The 19,471-nt window shown below is 72.5% G+C and carries 22 protein-coding genes; 15 read left to right on the top strand and 7 right to left on the bottom strand.

Annotation, left to right across the window (positions count from 1 at the left end):
• Positions 1-23: 23 nt before the first annotated feature.
• On the bottom strand, positions 24-200 hold the full coding sequence (locus ACH4EB_RS00850; RefSeq protein WP_398345092.1) for a hypothetical protein: 177 nt from the start codon (positions 198-200) through the stop codon (positions 24-26).
• Positions 201-473: 273 nt separating this feature from the next.
• On the opposite strand from ACH4EB_RS00850, the gene ACH4EB_RS00845 reads away from it, so the two are divergent.
• The 4 genes from ACH4EB_RS00845 to ACH4EB_RS00830 all read left to right on the top strand — a co-directional run bounded on the left by ACH4EB_RS00845 (position 474) and on the right by ACH4EB_RS00830 (position 4,652).
• Complete coding sequence (locus ACH4EB_RS00845; RefSeq protein ID WP_398345091.1) at positions 474-1,811, top strand: NYN domain-containing protein; 1,338 nt, start codon at positions 474-476, stop codon at positions 1,809-1,811.
• Between the two features lie 193 nt (positions 1,812-2,004).
• Complete coding sequence (locus ACH4EB_RS00840) at positions 2,005-3,012, top strand: ABC transporter ATP-binding protein (RefSeq protein ID WP_398345708.1); 1,008 nt, start codon at positions 2,005-2,007, stop codon at positions 3,010-3,012.
• The gene (locus ACH4EB_RS00835) at positions 3,009-3,881 is read left to right on the top strand and encodes an ABC transporter permease (protein ID WP_398345090.1); all 873 of its coding nucleotides are present in this window, start codon (positions 3,009-3,011) and stop codon (positions 3,879-3,881) included. The genes ACH4EB_RS00840 and ACH4EB_RS00835 overlap by 4 nt, the downstream gene beginning before the upstream one ends.
• Before the next feature lie 93 nt (positions 3,882-3,974).
• Positions 3,975-4,652, top strand: a complete 678-nt coding sequence (locus ACH4EB_RS00830; protein ID WP_398345089.1) for an ABC transporter permease — start codon at positions 3,975-3,977, stop codon at positions 4,650-4,652.
• Positions 4,653-4,921: 269 nt separating this feature from the next.
• Here ACH4EB_RS00830 and ybaK read toward each other — a convergent pair whose 3' ends face one another.
• From ybaK to ACH4EB_RS00815, 3 genes are all read right to left on the bottom strand, one after another.
• Positions 4,922-5,446 (bottom strand): Cys-tRNA(Pro) deacylase, encoded by a 525-nt coding sequence (gene ybaK, locus ACH4EB_RS00825; protein ID WP_398345088.1) that lies wholly within the window; start codon positions 5,444-5,446, stop codon positions 4,922-4,924.
• An 88-nt stretch (positions 5,447-5,534) separates the two neighbouring features.
• Positions 5,535-6,356, bottom strand: coding sequence for an LON peptidase substrate-binding domain-containing protein (locus ACH4EB_RS00820; RefSeq protein WP_398345087.1), 822 nt, complete (start codon positions 6,354-6,356; stop codon positions 5,535-5,537).
• A gap of 240 nt (positions 6,357-6,596) precedes the next feature.
• On the bottom strand, positions 6,597-8,201 hold the full coding sequence (locus ACH4EB_RS00815) for an oxidoreductase (RefSeq protein WP_398345086.1): 1,605 nt from the start codon (positions 8,199-8,201) through the stop codon (positions 6,597-6,599).
• 374 nt (positions 8,202-8,575) lie between these two features.
• Here ACH4EB_RS00815 and hisD point away from each other — a divergent pair, with 374 nt between their 5' ends.
• From hisD to ACH4EB_RS00760, 11 genes are all read left to right on the top strand, one after another.
• Positions 8,576-9,898 (top strand): histidinol dehydrogenase, encoded by a 1,323-nt coding sequence (gene hisD / locus ACH4EB_RS00810; protein ID WP_398345085.1) that lies wholly within the window; start codon positions 8,576-8,578, stop codon positions 9,896-9,898.
• 8 nt (positions 9,899-9,906) lie between these two features.
• Positions 9,907-11,022 carry a histidinol-phosphate transaminase gene (locus tag ACH4EB_RS00805; protein ID WP_398345084.1) on the top strand — a complete coding sequence of 372 codons (1,116 nt, stop codon included), beginning with the start codon at positions 9,907-9,909 and terminating at the stop codon, positions 11,020-11,022.
• Positions 11,019-11,612 (top strand): imidazoleglycerol-phosphate dehydratase HisB, encoded by a 594-nt coding sequence (hisB, locus tag ACH4EB_RS00800; protein WP_003984418.1) that lies wholly within the window; start codon positions 11,019-11,021, stop codon positions 11,610-11,612. Before ACH4EB_RS00805 ends, hisB begins: the two co-directional genes overlap by 4 nt.
• Positions 11,609-11,773, top strand: coding sequence for a hypothetical protein (locus ACH4EB_RS00795; RefSeq protein WP_398345083.1), 165 nt, complete (start codon positions 11,609-11,611; stop codon positions 11,771-11,773). The genes hisB and ACH4EB_RS00795 overlap by 4 nt, the downstream gene beginning before the upstream one ends.
• Positions 11,770-12,417, top strand: coding sequence for an imidazole glycerol phosphate synthase subunit HisH (hisH, locus tag ACH4EB_RS00790; protein ID WP_398345082.1), 648 nt, complete (start codon positions 11,770-11,772; stop codon positions 12,415-12,417). Before ACH4EB_RS00795 ends, hisH begins: the two co-directional genes overlap by 4 nt.
• 11 nt (positions 12,418-12,428) lie before the next feature.
• The gene (gene priA, locus ACH4EB_RS00785; RefSeq protein WP_398345081.1) at positions 12,429-13,154 is read left to right on the top strand and encodes a bifunctional 1-(5-phosphoribosyl)-5-((5-phosphoribosylamino)methylideneamino)imidazole-4-carboxamide isomerase/phosphoribosylanthranilate isomerase PriA; all 726 of its coding nucleotides are present in this window, start codon (positions 12,429-12,431) and stop codon (positions 13,152-13,154) included.
• On the top strand, positions 13,151-13,546 hold the full coding sequence (locus ACH4EB_RS00780; protein ID WP_398345080.1) for a Rid family hydrolase: 396 nt from the start codon (positions 13,151-13,153) through the stop codon (positions 13,544-13,546). The genes priA and ACH4EB_RS00780 overlap by 4 nt, the downstream gene beginning before the upstream one ends.
• Positions 13,543-14,298, top strand: coding sequence for an imidazole glycerol phosphate synthase subunit HisF (hisF, locus tag ACH4EB_RS00775; protein WP_398345079.1), 756 nt, complete (start codon positions 13,543-13,545; stop codon positions 14,296-14,298). The genes ACH4EB_RS00780 and hisF overlap by 4 nt, the downstream gene beginning before the upstream one ends.
• Positions 14,299-14,386: 88 nt before the next feature.
• A complete protein-coding gene (locus ACH4EB_RS00770; protein WP_398345078.1) occupies positions 14,387-14,605 on the top strand; it encodes a hypothetical protein in 219 nt (72 codons plus the stop codon).
• The gene (locus tag ACH4EB_RS00765) at positions 14,602-14,979 is read left to right on the top strand and encodes a hypothetical protein (protein WP_398345077.1); all 378 of its coding nucleotides are present in this window, start codon (positions 14,602-14,604) and stop codon (positions 14,977-14,979) included. The genes ACH4EB_RS00770 and ACH4EB_RS00765 overlap by 4 nt, the downstream gene beginning before the upstream one ends.
• A gap of 171 nt (positions 14,980-15,150) precedes the next feature.
• The gene (locus ACH4EB_RS00760) at positions 15,151-15,918 is read left to right on the top strand and encodes a M23 family metallopeptidase (RefSeq protein ID WP_398345076.1); all 768 of its coding nucleotides are present in this window, start codon (positions 15,151-15,153) and stop codon (positions 15,916-15,918) included.
• A gap of 54 nt (positions 15,919-15,972) precedes the next feature.
• On the opposite strand, the gene ACH4EB_RS00755 is transcribed toward ACH4EB_RS00760, so the two are convergent.
• The 3 genes from ACH4EB_RS00755 to ACH4EB_RS00745 are packed head-to-tail and all read right to left on the bottom strand — an operon-like array spanning position 15,973 to position 19,381.
• A complete protein-coding gene (locus tag ACH4EB_RS00755; RefSeq protein WP_398345075.1) occupies positions 15,973-16,719 on the bottom strand; it encodes a succinate dehydrogenase/fumarate reductase iron-sulfur subunit in 747 nt (248 codons plus the stop codon).
• Positions 16,716-18,674: a fumarate reductase/succinate dehydrogenase flavoprotein subunit gene (locus ACH4EB_RS00750; protein WP_398345074.1), complete on the bottom strand. Its 1,959-nt coding sequence runs from the start codon at positions 18,672-18,674 to the stop codon at positions 16,716-16,718. Before ACH4EB_RS00750 ends, ACH4EB_RS00755 begins: the two co-directional genes overlap by 4 nt.
• Before the next feature lie 2 nt (positions 18,675-18,676).
• Entirely contained in the window at positions 18,677-19,381 is a 705-nt protein-coding gene (locus ACH4EB_RS00745) for a succinate dehydrogenase cytochrome b subunit (RefSeq protein ID WP_398345073.1), read from the bottom strand.
• Positions 19,382-19,471: the final 90 nt, after the last annotated feature.

The following is a 19,471-nucleotide window of genomic DNA, read 5'->3' as shown; positions in this document are numbered from 1 at the left end:
CCTCTACTGCTGTGCGGCGAAGATCAGTTGTGACCGAAACGGCGCTGATGCTTACGGGCGACGTCGCGCGGGGTCGCCTCAACGGACGGGGTCGACGCCTGGGCCTCCATCGCCGACCGCTCCGCGTCCTGGCGGTTGCGCTCGGTGGTCTGGGTGCCCTTCTGCTGCTGATTACGGTCGCGATTCTTGTTCTTGGCCATGACCGTGCCTCCTGAGGGGGATCCTGGGATCGGGGCCGTGACCAGGCTTACACGCGCCGTTGATGCGCGCATTTCGGACAATTACCGTGAGTAATGCGCCGCGTCACGTGGTGTGTTCGCCCCTGGCGCCGAATCCGCCACGCCGATGATCGAGTTCCGGCAGTTAACCCCCGCGCGGTCGGGCAGACTCGAAGGTAAAGCAGGAGGAAACCTCGTGCCACAGGCCGAGCCGGGGGGCGTCCGACTTCAGCACCTCAGGAAAGAGGGTGGAACGTGGATCGCTGCGTCGTCCTGGTGGACGCCGGATACTTGCTGGGCGCCGCCGCGAGCCTGCTCGCCGGGGAGCCCACCCGGTCCCGGATCACCGTTGATCACGCCGCCCTCATCCAGGGCCTGCGCCAGCGTGCCGAAGCCGACACGGAACGGCCGTTGCTGCGCATCTACTGGTTCGACGGCGCGCCCGACCGCGTGCCGCAGCCCGAGCACCGGCGGCTGCGCGTCATGTCCCGGGTCACCGTCCGGCTCGGCGCGCTGACCCGCAGCGACGGCCGCTGGGCACAGAAAGGCGTCGACGCCGCGATGCACGCGGAGTTGACCGAACTGGCCCGCAACCGGGCCTGCTCCGACATCGTCCTGGTCACCGGCGACGGCGACCTGCTGCCCGGCCTGATGTCGGCCAAGGAGCACGGCGTCGCCGTGCACCTGTGGGCCGTACAGGCCGCCGACGGCGACTACAACCAGTCCGAGGACCTCGTCGCCGAGGCCGACGAACGGCGGGTGCTCGACCGGGCGTGGATCACCCGCGCCGTACGGCTGAAGGAACTCGGCGGCCCCTGCGCGCCGCCGCCCGCGCCCCGCCCCGAGATCGCCGCCATCCTCTCGGCGCCGCTGCCCGAGTCCGCCGTCGCGGCCGCCGCGGCCGCGGCCTCCGCCGCACACGACGCGGAGCGGGCGGCCGCCCGCGAGCGCGGCGCCGCGAACGGTACGGCGCGGCCCGCGCCCGCCTCCGCGGAGCGCGCGGACGCCACGGGGACGTGTGCCCGGCCGGGCGCCGCCGAACGGGACGGCGAAGGCGGAACGGCGGGCGGCAAGGGCACACCGGTCCCCACCCCGAAGGACCTCGCCGACCTCAACCGGGGTCCCGGCGCCGGACCGGGCGGGGCCACCGCGACGCCGGCTCCCGTGCCCAGCGCGACGCTGCGCTGGTCCTCCGACAAGGGGTGGGTCGAGCGCGGCGGCCCGGTCGGCGAACCGCCCGAAACCGCCTCACTCCCGACACTCGCCCAGCTCACCAGCGCGGAGCAGCGCTGGGCCGACCGGGAAGAGGACATCACGGCCGTCAGCGGTGACCCCTTCGAAGTGGGGCAGGTCTTCGCCCGCCGCTGGACGGAACGGCTGTCCGATACGACGCATCTCCAGCAGATCTCCACGGAGTACCCCCGGATTCCGCACCGTATCGACGGCGAACTCCTCCGGTACGCGGCCCGCTTCGGGCTGCTCGCCCACAAGGACGACCAGATCGACGAGCATGATCGCTATGCGATTCGCGCCGGGTTCTGGCGCGAGGTGGATCTGCGGACGGCGGCGTCACACGTGCCGGTGGGGGAGTAGGGGCGGCGGAGCGGGGCCCGCGCCGCGGCACTTCGTTCGCCCGGGCGGACGTCTCGCCTGGTGGTGATGCCCGTGCCCGTGGTACGCGGTGGAGCTCCGGGACCCGCCGGTGATCCGGTGGACGTCGCCCGCCACGTACAGGGGGTGCGGACAGCCGTGGGCCGGGGAGCGCGTACGCTCGTTGCTCGTGAGGATGGGTGCGAAGCGGGTGGAGTGCGGCGAGCTGGTGTGTGCCGTGCGGGACCTGGTCAAGACGTACCCCGCGGTGCGCGGGCGGCGGGGAGCGGCGGGGGCGCCGGCCGTGCGGGCCAGTGACGGGATCAGTCTGGACGTGCGCCGGGGAGAGATCTTCGGGCTGCTCGGGCCGAACGGGGCCGGCAAGTCGACGCTGGTGCGGCAGCTCACCGGACTGCTGCGGCCGGACTCCGGCCGGGTGAACGTGCTGGGGCACGACCTCGTCCGGTACCCGGAGCGCGCTTCGCGCCTGCTCGGATACCTCGGCCAGGAGTCGAGCGCCCTGGACGAGATGACGGTCGCGCTCGCCGTGGAGACCACCGGCCGCCTGCGTGGCCTGACGGCGCGGCAAGCGTGCGCCGAGCGGGACGAGGTCGTGGCGGAGCTGGGGCTCGGGGACATCGCCGGGCGCCCGCTCAAGCGGCTCTCCGGGGGCCAGCGCCGCCTCGCGTGCTTCGCCGCCGTACTGGTCGGGGAGCGGCCGCTGCTGGTGCTGGACGAGCCGACCACCGGCATGGACCCGGTGGCGCGCCGCGCCGTGTGGGCCGCCGTGGACCGGCGCCGGGCGGAACGCGGCGCCACCGTGCTGCTCGTGACCCACAACGTCATCGAGGCGGAGAGCGTCCTGGACCGGGTCGCCGTGATCGACCGGGGCAAGGTCATCGCCTGCGACACGCCCGGCGGGCTCAAGGACCTGGTGGCTGAAGAGGTCCGGCTGGAGCTGGTGTGGCGGGAGCGGGCACCGCTGGACGTGCCCGAGGTGGCCGCCCTGGGCGAGGCCGCGCGGACCAACGGGCGCCGCTGGACGCTGAGGCTGGCCCCGGACCGGGCGCGGGAGGCGGTGGCCGCCGTGACGGCCGGCCCGGCCTTCGCCGCCCTGGACGACTTCACGCTCGCGACGCCGAGCCTGGAAGATGTGTATCTCGCGCTGGGGGGCCGTACGGAGGAAGGCTTGGTGAAGGCGTGAGCGTGGTTCCCGCGGAGGCACAGGCGAAGGCGCGGACGGCGGCGCCGGCCGCCGGGCCCGCCCCTGGGCCGGGGAGCGCCGCCGGGCCGCGGCCGGACGCGGACGGCCCGGCCGCCGCGCCGCTGGCGCCCGCGGCCCGGCTGCTGCCCGCGCTCGCCGCCGTGTACCGGGCCCAGTTGTCGCGGGCCCGGGTCGCCCGTATCCCGCTGCTGTTCGTGGCCACCTTCCAGTCGGTCGGGATCATGATCCTGATGCGCGGCGTGGTCGACGGCGGGGACGCGGCGCGGGCCGTCGTCGCCGGCTCCAGCGTGCTGGTCGTGGCGTTCGTGGCGCTGAACCTGCTGGCCCAGTACTTCGGGCAGCTCCGGGCCAGCGGCGGGCTCGACCACTACGCCACGCTGCCGGTGCCGCCTGCCGCGGTGGTGCTCGGCGCGGCCGCCGCGTACGCCTCGTTCACCGCGCCGGGGACCGTCGTCACGGCCGTGACCGGCTGTCTGCTGTTCCAGTTGCCGATGGCGAACCTGTGGGTGCTGATCGCGGTGATCCCGCTGGCCGGGGCGGCCCTCGCCGGGCTCGGCGCCGCGCTGGGCCTGCTGGCGCCCCGGCCGGAACTGGCCACGCTCTGCGGCCAGTTGGGCATGTCCGCGGCCCTGCTGCTGGGTGTGCTGCCGGCCGCCCGGCTGCCCGCGCCGATCTCGTACGCGCGGGACCTGCTGCCGTCGACGTACGGGGTCGAGGCCCTGGCGCGCGGATTCGACGCCCGCCCCGACTGGCTGGCGGTCCTCGCCGACCTGGGGGTCTGCGCGGCGGTGGGGGTCCTGTCGCTGGCCGTGGCGACGTGGGCGTACCGCCGGGCGGCCGTACGGTGACGGACCGGCGGACGGTCCGGGCAGACCGGCCGGAACCGGCCGCGGAGCCGTCCTGCCGACACCGGCACCGTGCCCACCTGGCACGATGACAGGGTGACCGCACCGCAGACGCCGCACGAGAATCAACCGCCCGAGCACGCGTACAACCCCTGGGCCGGTCCGGCCGGGGCGTCGTCCGGCCATCCGACCTCCGGGGGGTCCGCCGTGCAGGACCGGGCCGAACTCCGCCGTGAACTGCGCGAGGCGGCGCTGATCGCGCTCGTGGTGACGGTGTGCGGCGTACTGCTGGGCGCCCTGTGGGCGTGGCTGGCGCCGCACGTCCCGCTGATCGCGGACGGCAGCGGCAACGTCTACCTCAAGAACGTCGAGGGCGAGGAGTCCATCGGCGGGGACGGCACCTTCATCGTGTCGGCCTTCGGCTTCGGGGTGGTGTGCGCGGCGGGGGCGTTCCTCTTCCGCAGGGGCGGGGGCGTCCCGTTGGTGGTGGCGCTGGTGGTGGGCGGACTGCTCGGCTCCGTGGTGGCCTGGCGGTTCGGCATCTGGCTGGGCCCGACGTCGGACCTGGCGGAGCGTGCGGCGGAGGTCGGCAAGGGGGTGCCGTTCGACGCGCCGCTGCGCCTCCAGGCCAAGGGCGCGCTGCTCGCCTGGCCGGTCGGCGCCATGATCACCCACCTGCTGCTGACCGGCCTCTTCGGCCCCCGCGACCCGGAGCCGCCGCAGCCGGAGTGGTTCCAGGGAGCGCAGCAGGCCCCGCCGCCCTCGGACGGCTGACGGGGCCGCGTGCGACGTGCCGGGCCGCTCCGCTTCCTCAGGCGGGCCGCCGCCCGTGATTGGCCTTGCCCTTCTTGATGCGCCACTTCCGCTTGCGGGTCTTCTTCGACATGGGCGTACCTCCTCCACGGGTCGTAGCGGAGGACGGGGCGGGCGTAAAGGCCCGGCGTCGTGACGGCGGGGGCGTACGGGGCGGATCCGGCCGCGCGGCGCACGGCGCGCGGCTCGTGGGGCGGTCCCCGTCGCGTGGGCACCGGGCAGCGCGCGCCTCAGCCGCGCGCGATCTCCGCGAGCGTCGCCTCCGTGAGCTGCTGGAGGTCGGCGGGTGCCAGCTCGACCTCCAGCCCGCGGCGCCCGGCCGACACGCACACCGTCCCGTGTGCGGCCGCCGACGCGTCGATCACCGTACGCAGCCGCTTGCGCTGGCCGAGCGGCGAGATGCCGCCGCGTACGTAGCCGGTGCTGCGCTCCGCGGCGGCCGGGTCGGCCATGGCGGCGCGCTTGCCGCCGGCCGCGGCGGCCAGCGCCTTGAGGTCGAGGGAGCCGGAGACCGGTACGACGGCGACGGTCAGGGCGCCGTCCACCTCGGCGAGGAGCGTCTTGAAGACCTGGTCGGGGGAGACCCCGAGCGCTTCGGCGGCCTCCTCGCCGTACGACGCGGCGGCCGGGTCGTGCTCGTAGGCGTGGAGGGTGAAGTCGACGCCCGCCTCGGTGAGGGCGACCGTCGCCGGGGTGCCGCCGGCCGGCTGCTTCCCGTTCTTCGGCTGCTTGGTCCGCTTCGGCTTCTTGGACAAGGTCGTCGCGCCTCGGCTCGTTCGTGAGGTCGTCGGTACGGGGACGGGGACGGTGACGGGGACGGAAGCGGCGGAGGCCGCCCCGCGCTCAGTTGGGGCTGGTCGGGTGGCGGGTCAGGTCCACCGCGGGCAGCGACGGGAGCTTACCGATCACCGCGGTCTCCTGGCGAAGGAGTTTCAGCTCCTGCGTGAGCCGGGCCGCGGTGTCCGGCGCCTCCAGGAGCCGCTGCTTGGCGGGGATGTCGAGCACGGCGGCGGCCGCCACCAGGTACGACAGCACCGACGGCTCGTCGGGCAGGTCCTGACCGCCGGCGAGCGTGCGTTCGTTCGCCCAGGCCAGCCGCTTCTGGTAGGTGCGAAAGGCCCGTACGACACCGGAGGCCAGCGCGCCGGCGCCCTCGCCCTCGGTCTCCGCCAGCTCCTCCACCTCGCCCATCAGGTACGGGCCCGAGGCGTCCACCGACAGCAGCTTGAAGCGGGTGGTGCCGGTGGCCAGCACCTCGTACCCGGCGGCGTCGGGTCCGGCGCCGGGGGAGAGCGCCGCGTCCGCGCCGGCCTCGGCGCCCTCGTCGGAGGCGAGGGCCGGGCCGGGGGCGCCGCTCTTCTCGCGGATGGTGGCCGCGTCGGCCACGCACCCCACGGTGTGGAAGGCGCTGATCGGGTCGGGGCCGAAGCCCGCGCCCGGCCCGTCGGCGGGCAGCGCCGTGCTGTCCGGCAGGCCGGGGGCGGAGGGCGCCACCTCGCGGCCGTCGCGGATCGCGACGACCCCGAAACGGCGTTCGTCTTCGGGCAGGGCGAGGAGGTCGCGCATCATCGCCCGGTACCGCGCCTCGAAGACGTTGAGCGGGAGGACGAGTCCCGGGAACAACACCGAGTTCAGCGGGAAGAGCGGTAGGCGCACGGAGGTCACAGCCCGTAAGCCTAGAGCCTGTGGAGGCGGGAGTGGTTCGCGCCCCGCGATCCGGGTCCCCGGGGGAGGGGGCGACGGGCCCGATTCCGGTGGAGTACGGCCCCGGAACGGATCCGGATCACCCCCGCAGCAGACCCTTGTCATCCCTGGTGCGAGGCCCGGACCGGCCTCCGCGCGAGACCCGGGCCGGTTGCGGCTCCGGGCCGGAGCCCGGCCCGCCCCGCGCGCCCCCGCGCGCTCCTACTGCCGCCGCAGCAGCCGCGACGCGCCCGCCGCGACCGTCGTCGCCAGCACCCAACCGGCCAGGATCATGATCGCGGCCACCCACTGGGAGCCGCCGTCCGGTTTCCACGACGAGCCCTGGTAGAGATCGATCACCGGCAGCAGCAGGTCCAGGGAGTAGAGGTACGGATTCCAGGGCGGCGCCTCGCCGGGCTTGAGGGCCGGGGGCGGGGACTGGGCGAAGTAGACCGTGCCGAGGGCCCACAGGATCACCATCCACACCGCGGCCCGCCCGGGACGGTAGCCGTACGCCACCGTCCAGTCCTGGAGGAAGCCCCACAGCTTGGCGGCCAACGGCAGCGTCTCGCGCCGCCGCCGCTGCTTGGCGAGCAGCACCTCGCGCGCGTCGGAGTCCTCGCCGCTGCCGCGCAGGGCGGTGGCCAGCATCTCGTACGGCTCCGGCGCATACTCCGGCGTGGCGGCGGCCACCCACTCCAGCCGCCGGGACAGCGGGAAGTGGCCGCGCGGGATGAGCGTCTCGTAGTTGAAGCCGGCCATCCACAGGCCGCCGAGCCCGGGCCAGCTCGCCGCCTTGTCGACCAGGTTGACGACTCGCGCGCCGGAGAGGATGACCCGCCCGCGCTGCGGCCGCTCGCCCAGGAAGCGCAGCTCCGGGGTCTGGATGCGGCGCAGGGACAGTTCCTGGTCGGCCTCCATGATGAAGCGCGCCTGCTCGAAGTCGACGGCGTCGCCGAAGCGCCCGTCGTCCAGCCGCATCCCGCCCTCGCACTCGAAGCGCTGCATGCGGGTGCCGCGGGTGGGGGTGTGGGCGATGCCGTACGGGGGTGTGGCGGTGGCGCTGGAGAACGGCGAGCTGGCCAGGCCGGCGCCGGTCAGGTACAGCGTGCGCTCGACCGTCATCTGGGGGGCGTTCAGGGCGCGGCGCCCGTACGGATTGCTCAGCCGGCTGCCGCGCAGGCTCAGCGACACGCCGATGGTCGCGCCGCGCAGCGACAGCTCGCCGTAGGACTCCATCATCTCGGCCTGGAGGTCCTGGGCGACGGTGAGCCCGTCCGCCATCACCGAGCGGCCCTGCCGGTCCTTGTGCACCACCGTCTGGTTGAGCAGCAGGTCCGTACCGATGTGCGCGTCCGTCAGGCGGATGCCGGAGCGCACGACGCAGCGCGGCAGGTGCAGATCGCCTTCGGTGTGCAGCCGGGCCGCCTCGATCCGGGGGATCGCGCAACCGACCATCCGCAGGGTGGTGAAGCGGCTCTCGGGCAGCACGACCTCGTTCTGGAAGCGGCAGTCGCGCAGCTCGACGAATGGCTTGATCGTGCCGCCCGCGAGGTCGAGGGTGTCGGTGATGTACGCGCCCGCCAGTTTCAGGGCGGAGACCCGCCCGGGCTGTGCGGGCGGCCCTTCCAGCAGCAGGAGCGCGACGATCCGGGCGCGCACCCGGCGCTCCGGGCCCCACCGGAACTGCCCGTGCGGGTCGTCCCTGGCCGGGTCGCCGGTGCGCAGGTCGCAGGTGCTGCCGTTGCGGAACGCCTGCCACATGCCCCACTCGGCGGGATTGAGCATCAGTTCCGCGGGTGCGTCGCCCTCCTCCGGCGTGGTCACCGTGCTTGTCCCCCTTTCCCCGCTCCCCCGAGCGGGTCCGTACGGTCCCGCCTGCGCGGGGCCCGCGTCCAACCGTTTCCGCACGCCGCCCGGCCGCCGCCGCGTGTCACACACTCACCGCGCGAGCCGGCCGGGCTCCGAAGGGTGCTGCCGCTTCCCGTCCCTCGGACGTCCACCCCGTCACTCCGTACGCCCGTACGAACCCCATTCCCGCTGCGTGACCACCTGAACACGAACCGTGAGGGCCGGTTCAAGCCGGTCCTTCGACCGGCTGTGGCGGGTGGTCCCGCCGGCCCCGGCGCGGGTCCCGCTGCTGTGTACCACCGACTGATACGGGCGCTCGGGCCCGGGAACGGGTCTGAGACACTGGAGGGGTGATCTCCCGAATCGATCTGCGCGGTGACGCCCTCCCCGAGGGTGGCGCCCTGCGCGACCTGCTGCCCCGTGCCGAGTTCGACGTGGAAGCCGCCCTGGAGAAGGTGCGGCCCATCTGCGAGGACGTGCGCCATCGCGGGACGGCCGCGCTGATCGAGTACGCCCATCGGTTCGACGGGGTGGCCATCGAGCGCGTACGGGTGCCCGCAGCGGCGCTGGAGCGGGCGCTCGCGGAGCTGGACCCGGCCGTACGGGCCGCCCTGGAGGAGTCGATCCGGCGCGCCCGGATCGTCCACCGCGAACAGCGCCGCACGGACGTCACCACCAAGGTCGTCCCCGGCGGCACGGTCACCGAGCGCTGGGTCCCGGTCGAGCGCGTCGGCCTGTATGTACCCGGTGGCCTGGCGGTTTACCCGTCGTCCGTGGTCATGAACGTGGTGCCCGCCCAGGAGGCGGGCGTCGACGGCGTCGCCGTCACCTCCCCGCCGCAGGCGGAGTTCGGCGGCCTGCCGCACCCGACGATCCTCGCCGCCTGCGCCCTGCTCGGCGTCGACGAGGTGTACGCGGCCGGCGGCGCCCAGGCGATCGCCATGTTCGCGTACGGCACCGAGGAGTGCCGCCCGGTCAACCTCGTGACCGGCCCCGGCAACATCTACGTCGCCGCCGCCAAGCGCCTGCTCAAGGGCCGCATCGGCATCGACGCGGAGGCCGGACCCACCGAGATCGCGGTCCTCGCGGACGCCACCGCCGACGCCGCGCACGTCGCCGCCGACCTGATCAGCCAGGCCGAGCACGACACGCTCGCCGCCGCCGTCCTGGTCACCGACTCGGCCGAACTGGCCGCGGCCGTCGAGACCGAGCTGAAGACCCAGGTGGCCGCCACGAAGCACACCGAGCGGATCAGCACCGCGCTGGCCGGCCGGCAGTCCGCGATCGTGCTGGTGGACGGCGTGGACGAGGGCCTCAAGGTCGTCGACGCGTACGGCGCCGAGCACCTGGAGATCCAGACCGCCGACGCGTCCGCGGTGGCCGCCCGGGTCCGCAACGCCGGGGCGATCTTCGTCGGCCCGTACGCGCCCGTCTCGCTCGGCGACTACTGCGCCGGCTCCAACCACGTCCTGCCCACCGGCGGCTGTGCCTGCCACTCCTCGGGCCTGTCCGTCCAGTCGTTCCTGCGCGGCATCCACGTCGTGGACTACAGCCGCGACGCGCTGGCCGAGGTCGCCCACCATGTGGTGACCCTCGCCGAGGCCGAGGACCTCCCGGCCCACGGCGCGGCGCTGAAGGCCAGGTTCGACTGGAAGATCCCGCAGGGCGAGTGAGCGAGCACGTGACGAAGATCGACGACCTTCCCATCCGGGACGAGCTGCGCGGCAAGTCCCCCTACGGCGCGCCGCAGCTCGACGTGCCGGTACGCCTGAACACCAACGAGAACCCTTACCCGCTGCCCGAGCCGCTGGTGCGGCGGATCGCCGAGCGGGTCACCGAGGCCGCCCGCGAGCTGAACCGCTACCCCGACCGGGACGCGGACGAGCTGCGCACGGAGCTGGCCGCCTACCTGACGCGCACCGGCGGCCACGCGGTCACGAAGGCCAACGTCTGGGCCGCCAACGGCTCCAACGAGGTCATCCAGCAGTTGCTCCAGACCTTCGGCGGGCCGGGCCGTACCGCCATCGGCTTCGAGCCGTCGTACTCGATGCACGGCCTGATCTCGCGCGGCACCGGCACCGGCTGGCTCTCCGGGCCGCGCAACGACGACTTCACCATCGACGTCGAGGCGGCCGTGGCGGTCATCGGCGAGCGGCGGCCCGACGTGGTCTTCGTCTGCTCGCCCAACAACCCGACCGGCACCGCCGTCGCCGCCGAAACGGTTCTCGCGCTGTACGAGGCCGCGCAGGCGGCCCGCGCGGACACCGGCGGCGCACTGGTCGTCGTGGACGAGGCGTACGGCGAGTTCAGCCACCGCCCCTCGCTGCTCCCGCTGATCGAGGGCCGCCCCAACCTGGTCGTCTCGCGCACCATGTCCAAGGCGTTCGGCGCCGCCGGGCTGCGCCTGGGCTACCTCGCCGCCGACCCGGCCGTGGTCGACGCCGTCCAGCTCGTCCGCCTGCCGTACCACCTCTCGTCCGTCACCCAGGCCACCGCGCTCGCCGCCCTGGAGCACACCGATACGCTCCTGAAGTACGTCGAGCAGCTCAAGGCCGAGCGCGACCGGCTGGTGGCCGAGCTGCGCGCGGCCGGCTGCGAGGTGGTCGACTCCGACGCCAACTTCGTCCAGTTCGGGCGGTTCGAGGACCAGCACGCCGCCTGGCAGGCGATCCTCGATCAGGGCGTCCTGGTCCGTGACAACGGGGTACCGGGCTGGCTGCGGGTCACCGCGGGAACCCCGGCCGAGAACGACGCGTTCCTCGACGCGGTCCGTGCAGTACTGAAGGAGAACCGATGAACCGCGTTGGGCGCGTGGAGCGCACCACGAAGGAGACCTCGGTGCTGGTCGAGATCGATCTCGACGGCACCGGCCAGGTCGATGTGTCGACAGGGGTCGGCTTCTACGACCACATGCTCGACCAGCTCGGCCGGCACGGCCTGTTCGACCTCAAGGTCAAGACCGACGGCGACCTGCACATCGACACCCACCACACCATCGAGGACACCGCCCTCGCGCTGGGTGCCGCCTTCAAGCAGGCCCTCGGCGACAAGGTCGGCATCTACCGCTTCGGCAACTGCACCGTCCCGCTGGACGAGTCGCTGGCCCAGGTGACCGTCGACCTCTCCGGGCGCCCCTACCTGGTGCACACCGAGCCGGAGAACATCGCGCCGATGATCGGCACGTACGACACCACGATGACCCGGCACATCCTGGAGTCCTTCGTCGCGCAGGCGCAGATCGCCCTGCACGTCCACGTGCCCTACGGGCGCAACGCCCACCACATCGTGGAGTGCCAGTTCAAGGCGCTGGCCCGCGCGCTGCGCTACGCCAGCGAGCGCGACCCGCGCGCCGCCGGCATCCTCCCGTCCACCAAGGGAGCGCTGTGAACGGCCTGTCCACCGTCTTCATCGTCCTCGGCCTCTTCCTGCTCGGCGGGGTCTACTCCTTCTGGAAGCAGGGGATGGGCAAGAGCGTGATCATCCTGCTGGGGATCGGCTCGGCGATGTGCCTGGTCGCCGGCGTCCTGCGGCTGGAGGTGTGGAATTGACCGCCACGCCCGCGAAGAAGATCGTTGTCTTCGACTACGGCTTCGGTAACGTCCGCTCCGCCGAGCGTGCCCTCGCCCATGTCGGCGCCGAGGTGGAGATCACCGGTGACTACGACAAGGCGATGAACGCCGACGGCCTGCTCGTCCCCGGTGTGGGCGCCTTCGCCGCCTGCATGAAGGGCCTGCGCGCGGCCCGCGGCGACTGGGTCATCGGCCGCCGGCTGTCCGGCGGGCGCCCGGTCATGGGCATCTGCGTCGGCATGCAGGTCCTCTTCTCCCGCGGCATCGAGCACGACGTGGAGACCGAGGGCCTGGACGAGTGGCCCGGCACGGTCGGCCCGCTCAAGGCCGACGTCGTCCCGCACATGGGCTGGAACACGGTGCGCGCCCCGGAGGGCTCCCGGCTGTTCGCGGGCCTGCCCGCCGACGAGCGCTACTACTTCGTGCACTCCTACGCGGTGGCCGACTGGGAGCTGGAGGTCGGCAACCCCAACATGCGCGCGCCCCAGGTCACCTGGGCCACGCACGGCGAGCCGTTCGTGGCCGCCGTCGAGAACGGCCCGCTGTGGGCCACCCAGTTCCACCCCGAGAAGTCCGGCGACGCCGGCGCCCAGCTTCTGTCCAACTGGACCCAGACCCTCTAGGACCCTCCGCGATGAGCAAGCTCGAACTCCTCCCCGCCGTCGACGTCCGCGACGGCCAGGCGGTCCGCCTGGTGCACGGCGAGTCCGGCTCCGAGACGTCCTACGGCGACCCGCTGCAGGCCGCGCTGGCCTGGCAGCGGGCGGGCGCCGAGTGGCTGCACCTGGTCGACCTCGACGCGGCGTTCGGCACCGGCGACAACCGCGCGCGGATCGCCGAGGTCGCCCAGCGCATGGACATCAAGGTCGAACTGTCCGGCGGCATCCGCGACGACGCCTCCCTGGAGGCCGCGCTCGCCACCGGCTGCAAGCGCGTCAACCTCGGTACGGCCGCCCTGGAGACCCCCGAGTGGGTCGCCAAGGTCATCGCCGAGCACGGTGACAAGATCGCGGTCGGCCTGGACGTACGCGGCACCACCCTGCGCGGCCGCGGCTGGACCCGCGACGGCGGCGACCTCTACGAGACGCTGGCCCGCCTGGACGCCGAGGGCTGCGCCCGCTACGTCGTCACCGACATCAACAAGGACGGCACCCTCCAGGGCCCCAACCTGGACCTGCTGCGCAACGTCTGCGCCGCGACCGACAAGCCGGTCGTCGCGTCCGGCGGCGTCTCCTCCCTGGACGACCTGCGCGCGATCGCCACACTGGTGCCGGAGGGTGTGGAAGGCGCGATCGTCGGCAAGGCGCTCTACGCCAAGGCGTTCACCCTGGAAGAGGCATTGGAGGCCGTGTCGTCATGACCATCGAGCGCGCGCAGACCGACAGTCCCTGGGAAGAGTCCATCGGTTTCGCGCGCGCCGTGGCGGCCGGCGACCGCGTCCTGGTCGCCGGCACGATGCCACTGGTCGACGGCGTGCTGTACGGGGAGGGCGATCCGTACGAGCAGGCCAAGGTCGCCTTCACCAACGCGCTGACGGCCCTGGAGCCGTTCGGGCTCGGGGCCGGCGCGGTCATCCGCACCCGTATGTACCTGACCCACGCGCGGGACGTGGACGCGGCGGCCCGCGCCCACAAGGAACTCTTCGACGCCGTACGGCCCGCCGCGACCCTGATCGTGGTCTCCGGCTTTGTCGATTCGCGCGTCCTGGTCGAAGTCGAACTCGAAGCATTCAGAGAGGCCACGAGCACATGACCCTGGCGGTCCGAGTCATCCCCTGCCTGGACGTGGACAACGGCCGGGTCGTCAAGGGCGTCAACTTCAAGAACCTGCGCGACGCCGGCGACCCCGTCGAGATGGCGAAGGTCTACGGCGCGGAGGGCGCCGACGAGCTGACGTTCCTCGACATCACCGCCTCCTCCGGCAACCGCGAGACGACGTACGACGTGGTCCGCCGCACCGCCGAACAGGTCTTCATCCCCTTGACGGTCGGCGGCGGCGTACGCACCCCCGAGGACGTCGACAAGCTGCTCCGCGCCGGCGCGGACAAGGTCGGCGTCAACACCGCCGCCATCGCCCGTCCCGACCTGATCCGAGAGATCGCCGAACGCTTCGGCAGCCAGGTCCTGGTCCTGTCCGTCGACGCCCGCCGCACCGAAACCGGCTCCTTCGAGGTCACCACGCACGGCGGCCGCCGCGGCACCGGCATCGACGCCGTCGAATGGGCGCACCGCGCGGCCGAGCTGGGCGCCGGCGAGATCCTGCTGAACTCCATGGATGCCGACGGCACCAAGGACGGCTACGACACGGAGATGATCGCCGCCGTCCGCCGGCACGTCACCGTCCCCGTCATCGCCAGCGGCGGCGCGGGCCGCCTCGCGGACTTCCCGCCCGCCGTCGAGGCCGGCGCCGACGCGGTGCTCGCCGCCTCCGTCTTCCACTTCGGCGACCTGCGCATCGGCGAGGTCAAGGAGACGCTGCGGGGGGCGGGGCACCCGGTGCGGTGAGGGGCGCGCGTGGGGTGACGCGCATTCGGTTCACCCCTGGTAGCGAACCTGGTAGTGATCATCGGGGCGTCGGGTCTAGCCTGCGCATATGCCTGGAATCACGATCGAGTTCACCGAGGAAGAGCTGTCCGAGCTGCGCGCCGAGGCCAAGGAGCAGGGCGTCGCGATCAAGCGGCTGGCGCACGGGATACTGACGGAAAGCGTGGTACGGCGGCGGCAGAAGCAGCGGTTCGTCGAAGGGGCCACGAAGAAGGCGCTGGAGTACAAGGCGGAATTCGAGCAGGCCTTCCCGGAAGGCATGCGGTGATCCTCTGCGTCGACGCCGGGTGGATCCTCAACGTCCAGATCGAGGTCTCGCCCGAGAACACCCCCGTACGGGACTGGGGAGCCCTCTACTGCATGGCCCAGCGTCACCAGTACGAACGCTTCGCGGGAGAGACATACTACGAGGAAACGGCCACCCGAGCCGCCAGCTTCCTGCACACGGCGCTGCTTCTCCAGCCGTTCTCGGATTACAACGCCGCCATCGGGGCGGCCTGCGCCGAGACGTACATGGCGGACTCCGGTGAACCGGTCGCTCCACCGCTGGGCGCGATGGTGAATTTGGTGCGCGAGTTGCGCAGCGGTGAGGCCGGTCTGCTGGAAACGGCGCTGCGTCTGCGTGACTGGAAAGTGAAGTAAGGCATGACCCGGCGTGGCCCGCGCGGTGAGTGACCGCGCGGGCTGCCGCGCGTAACGGGCCTATCGGGACAGTCGCTGTCCGATTCTTCCGTGGTGCTTGTGTTCATGGGCAGGGGGTCCATACCGTGCTCGCGTTCGGATCCCGGATGCCCACCGGAAGGACGCCCCGCGATGATGTTCTCCCCGACCGGCCGTCACCGAGCACCCCGCCGCCCCAGAGGCGCGGGGCGATTACTCACCCGCGCCTCGACCGCGGCCGCCACCCTCGCGCTGCCGGTCGTCGGCGCGTCCGTCGCCTCCGCCGCGGACGGCGGGACGTACACCGTCGCCCCGGGGGACAGCCTCTCCGAGATCGCCGCCGAGCAGGGCGTGCGGGGCGGCTGGGCGCAACTGTACGCGAGCAACCGCTCGGCGGTCGGCGGTGATCCTGACCTGATCAGGGTCGGTACGAAACTGAAGCTGAGCGGTAAGGCCGCGACACCGCAGCGGCGCGCCGCGCGCTCCGCCGAACGGCCCGCCGTGCGCGCCGCGGCCGGTGACGCCGTCCGGCCCGTGCGCGGCGGCACGCTCACCGCCGGGTTCGGGGCCGGCGGGAGCCACTGGGCGCACGGGCACACCGGGCAGGACTTCGCCGTACCCGTCGGCACCGCCGTCCGCGCCGCCCGCGCCGGGACCATCGTGCAGGCCGGCTGGGGCGGCGCGTTCGGGTACGAGGTCGTCATCCGCCACCACAGCGGCTCGTACACCCAGTACGCACACCTCTCGCAGATCCGGGTGGCCCCGGGCGCTGCCGTCGGCGCCGGTGAGCGCATCGGGCGGTCCGGCGCCACCGGCAACGTCACCGGACCGCATCTGCACTTCGAGGTCCGTGCGACCCCCGCCTACGGGTCGGCGGTCGACCCGATGGCCTGGCTGCGCCGGCACGGCGCGTTCGACTGAGCGGCCGCCGGCCGGTGACCGGGCGGACACCCGGGGTCCGGACGGAACGCCGTGCTACCGCCTGCCCTTGCGGGCCGCCCGTACGTACTCCCGGTTCATGCTCGTGATGCTGAACAGCGGGATGCCCTTCGGGCAGGCGGTGGCGCACTCCCCGGCGAGGGTGCAGCCGCCGAAGCCCTCCTCGTCCATCGTGGCGACCATGTCCAGGACCCGCGTCCCGCGTTCGGGCGCGCCCTGCGGGAGGGCGTTGAGGTGGTTGATCTTCGCCGAGGTGAACAGCATCGCCGAGCCGTTCGGGCAGGCCGCCACGCAGGCGCCGCAGCCGATGCACTCCGCGTGCTCGAAGGCCGCATCGGCGTCCGGTTTCGGCACCGGCGTGGCGTGCGCCTCGGGCGCGGCGCCGGTCGGCGCGGTGATGTAGCCGCCGGACTGGATGATCCGGTCGAAGGCGGAACGGTCGACGACCAGGTCCCGTACGACGGGGAAGGCCGCCGCGCGCCACGGTTCGACGTCGATGGTGTCGCCGTCCTCGAAGGACCGCATGTGGAGCTGGCAACTGGTGGTGCGCTCCGGGCCGTGCGCCTCGCCGTTGATGACGAGGCTGCACGCGCCGCAGATGCCTTCGCGGCAGTCGTGGTCGAAGGCGACCGGGTCGTCGCCCTTGAGGATGAGTTCCTCGTTGAGGGTGTCGAGCATCTCCAGGAAGGACATGTCGGGCGAGATGCCGTCCACGTCGTAGGTGGTCATGCCGCCGTCGGCGTCGGCGTGGCGTTGCCGCCAGACGCGCAGGGTGAGCCTCATGCGTAGCTCCGCTGGGTGGGGTGGACGTACTCGAAGACCAGGTCTTCCTTGTGCAGGACGGGCGCGCGGCCGGTGCCGGTGAACTCCCAGGCGGCGGCGTAGGAGAACTCCTCGTCGCGGCGCTCGGCCTCGCCGTCCGGGGTCTGCGACTCCTCGCGGAAGTGGCCGCCGCAGGACTCGGCGCGGTGCAGCGCGTCGAGGCACATCAACTCGGCCAGTTCCAGGTAGTCGACGATGCGGTTGGCCTTCTCCAGGGACTGGTTGAACTCTTCGCCGGTGCCGGGCACCTTGATGCGGCGCCAGAATTCCTCGCGGATCTGCGGGATGCGGTCGAGCGCCTTGCGCAGGCCGGTTTCCGTGCGGGCCATGCCGCACAGTTCCCACATCAGCTCGCCCAGCTCGCGGTGGAAGGAGTCGGGGGTGCGGTCGCCGTCGACGCACAGGAGAAGGTGCAGCCGGTCCTCGGTCTCGGCGAGGGCTTCCTGTACGGCGGGGTGGTCCGCGGTGACCTCGTCGTGGTGCGGGTTGCGGGCCAGGTAGTCGTTGATGGTCGAGGGCAGCACGAAGTAGCCGTCGGCCAGACCTTGCATGAGGGCGGACGCGCCGAGCCGGTTGGCGCCGTGGTCGGAGAAGTTGGCCTCCCCGACGGCGAACAGGCCGGGGACGGTGGTCTGGAGGTCGTAGTCGACCCACAGCCCGCCCATCGTGTAGTGCACGGCGGGGTAGATCCGCATCGGCACCTCGTACGGGTTCTCCGCGGTGATCCGCTCGTACATGTCGAAGAGGTTGCCGTACTTCTCCTCGACGGCCTTGCGGCCCATCCGGGCGATGGCGTCCGCGAAGTCCAGGTAGACGCCCTGGCCGCCGGGGCCGACGCCGCGTCCCTCGTCGCAGACGTTCTTGGCGGCGCGGGAGGCGATGTCGCGGGGGACGAGGTTGCCGAAGGAGGGGTAGATCCGCTCCAGGTAGTAGTCGCGCTCGTCCTCGGGGATCTCGGCGGGCGGGCGCGTGTCCCCCTTGGCCTTCGGTACCCAGATGCGGCCGTCGTTGCGCAGCGACTCGCTCATCAGCGTCAGCTTGGACTGGTGGTCGCCGGTGCGCGGGATGCAGGTGGGGTGGATCTGGGTGAAGCAGGGGTTGGCGAAGTACGCGCCGCGCCGGTGGGCGCGCCAGACGGCGGTGGCGTTGGAGTTCATGGCGTTGGTCGACAGGTAGAACACGTTGCCGTAGCCGCCGGAGGCGAGGACGACGGCGTCCGCGAAGTAGGTGTCGATCCGGCCGGTGACCAGGTCGCGGGCGACGATGCCGCGGGCGCGGCCGTCGACGACGATCAGGTCCAGCATCTCGGTGCGCGGGTGCAGCTCGACGTTGCCGGCCGCGATCTGCCGGGAGAGCGCCTGGTAGGCGCCGAGCAGCAGTTGCTGCCCGGTCTGGCCGCGGGCGTAGAACGTACGGGAGACCTGGACGCCGCCGAAGGAACGGGTGTCGAGCAGGCCGCCGTACTCGCGGGCGAACGGCACGCCCTGTGCCACGCACTGGTCGATGATCTCGACGGAGATCTGCGCCAGGCGGTGCACGTTGGACTCGCGGGCCCGGAAGTCGCCGCCCTTGACGGTGTCGTAGAACAGCCGGTGCACGGAGTCGCCGTCGTTGCGGTAGTTCTTCGCCGCGTTGATGCCGCCCTGCGCGGCGATCGAGTGGGCGCGGCGCGGCGAGTCCTGGTAGCAGAACTGCACGACGCGGTAGCCCTGTTCGGCGAGCGTGGCGCCCGCCGAGCCGCCGGCCAGGCCGGTGCCGACGACGATGACGGTGTGCTTGCGGCGGTTGGCCGGGTTGACCAGTTTGGCCGTGAAGCGGCGGGTGTCCCAGCGGTCGGCGACCGGGCCCGCGGGCGCCTTGGTGTCGGCGACCGGCTCCCCGGTCGCGTACGCGGTGTATTGGCTGTACTCGGTCATGGTCAGCTCACTGCTCCGGTCACGACGGCCACCGGTACGGCGACGAAGCCCGCCGTCAGCACCAGGGCGAGGAGATTGGCGACGGTCTTGAGCGCCCGGTCGCGGGCGGCGCTGCCCACGCCCAGCGTCTGCGCGGCGCTCCAGAACCCGTGCCGGATGTGCAGGCCGAGGGCGAGCATCGCCACGATGTAGAGCGTGGTGACGGGCCAGCGGTCGAAGGAGGCGATCAGATTCTGGTACGGATGCCCGGCCTCGGCCCGCGGGTTCACCGTCAGCGTCGTCAGGTCCAGGATGTGCCAGACGATGAACAGGGCGAGGATGACGCCGCCCCAGCGCATGGTGCGGGTGGCGTAGCTGGTGCGTGCCTTCTTGTGCGCGTACTTGCTCGGCCGTGCCTTGAGGTCCCGGCGGCTGAGCTGGAAAGCGGCCACTCCGTGGGTCAGTACGGCGGCCAGCAGCACCACCCGGGCGATCCACAGGAACCACTCGTGGTGCAGGAAGGGCTCGCCGACGGTCCGCAGCCAGTGCGCGTAGCCGTTGAACTCGTCGGAGCCGAAGAAGATCTTGAGGTTGCCCAGCATGTGTGCGACGAGGTACAGCAGCATCACCACGCCGCTGACCGCCATCGCGGTCTTCTTGCCGACGGTCGAGTGCCACAGCAGGCCCGCGAAGGACGGCCGTCGTTCTGTCCGGGTGTCCAGTGCCATGAGTCCTGACGGTAAGGACCGACCGGCCCATCAGTCCAAGACATGGAACGGCTGATGTCCATAGGCTTTCCCTATCGCCGCCTATCATCG

Source organism: Streptomyces sp. NPDC018045, assembly GCF_044327445.1.
Classification (GTDB): Bacteria; Actinomycetota; Actinomycetes; order Streptomycetales; family Streptomycetaceae; genus Streptomyces.
Note: the sequence above shows the minus strand (reverse complement) of the source record. Positions and strands in the feature narration are given on the sequence as shown.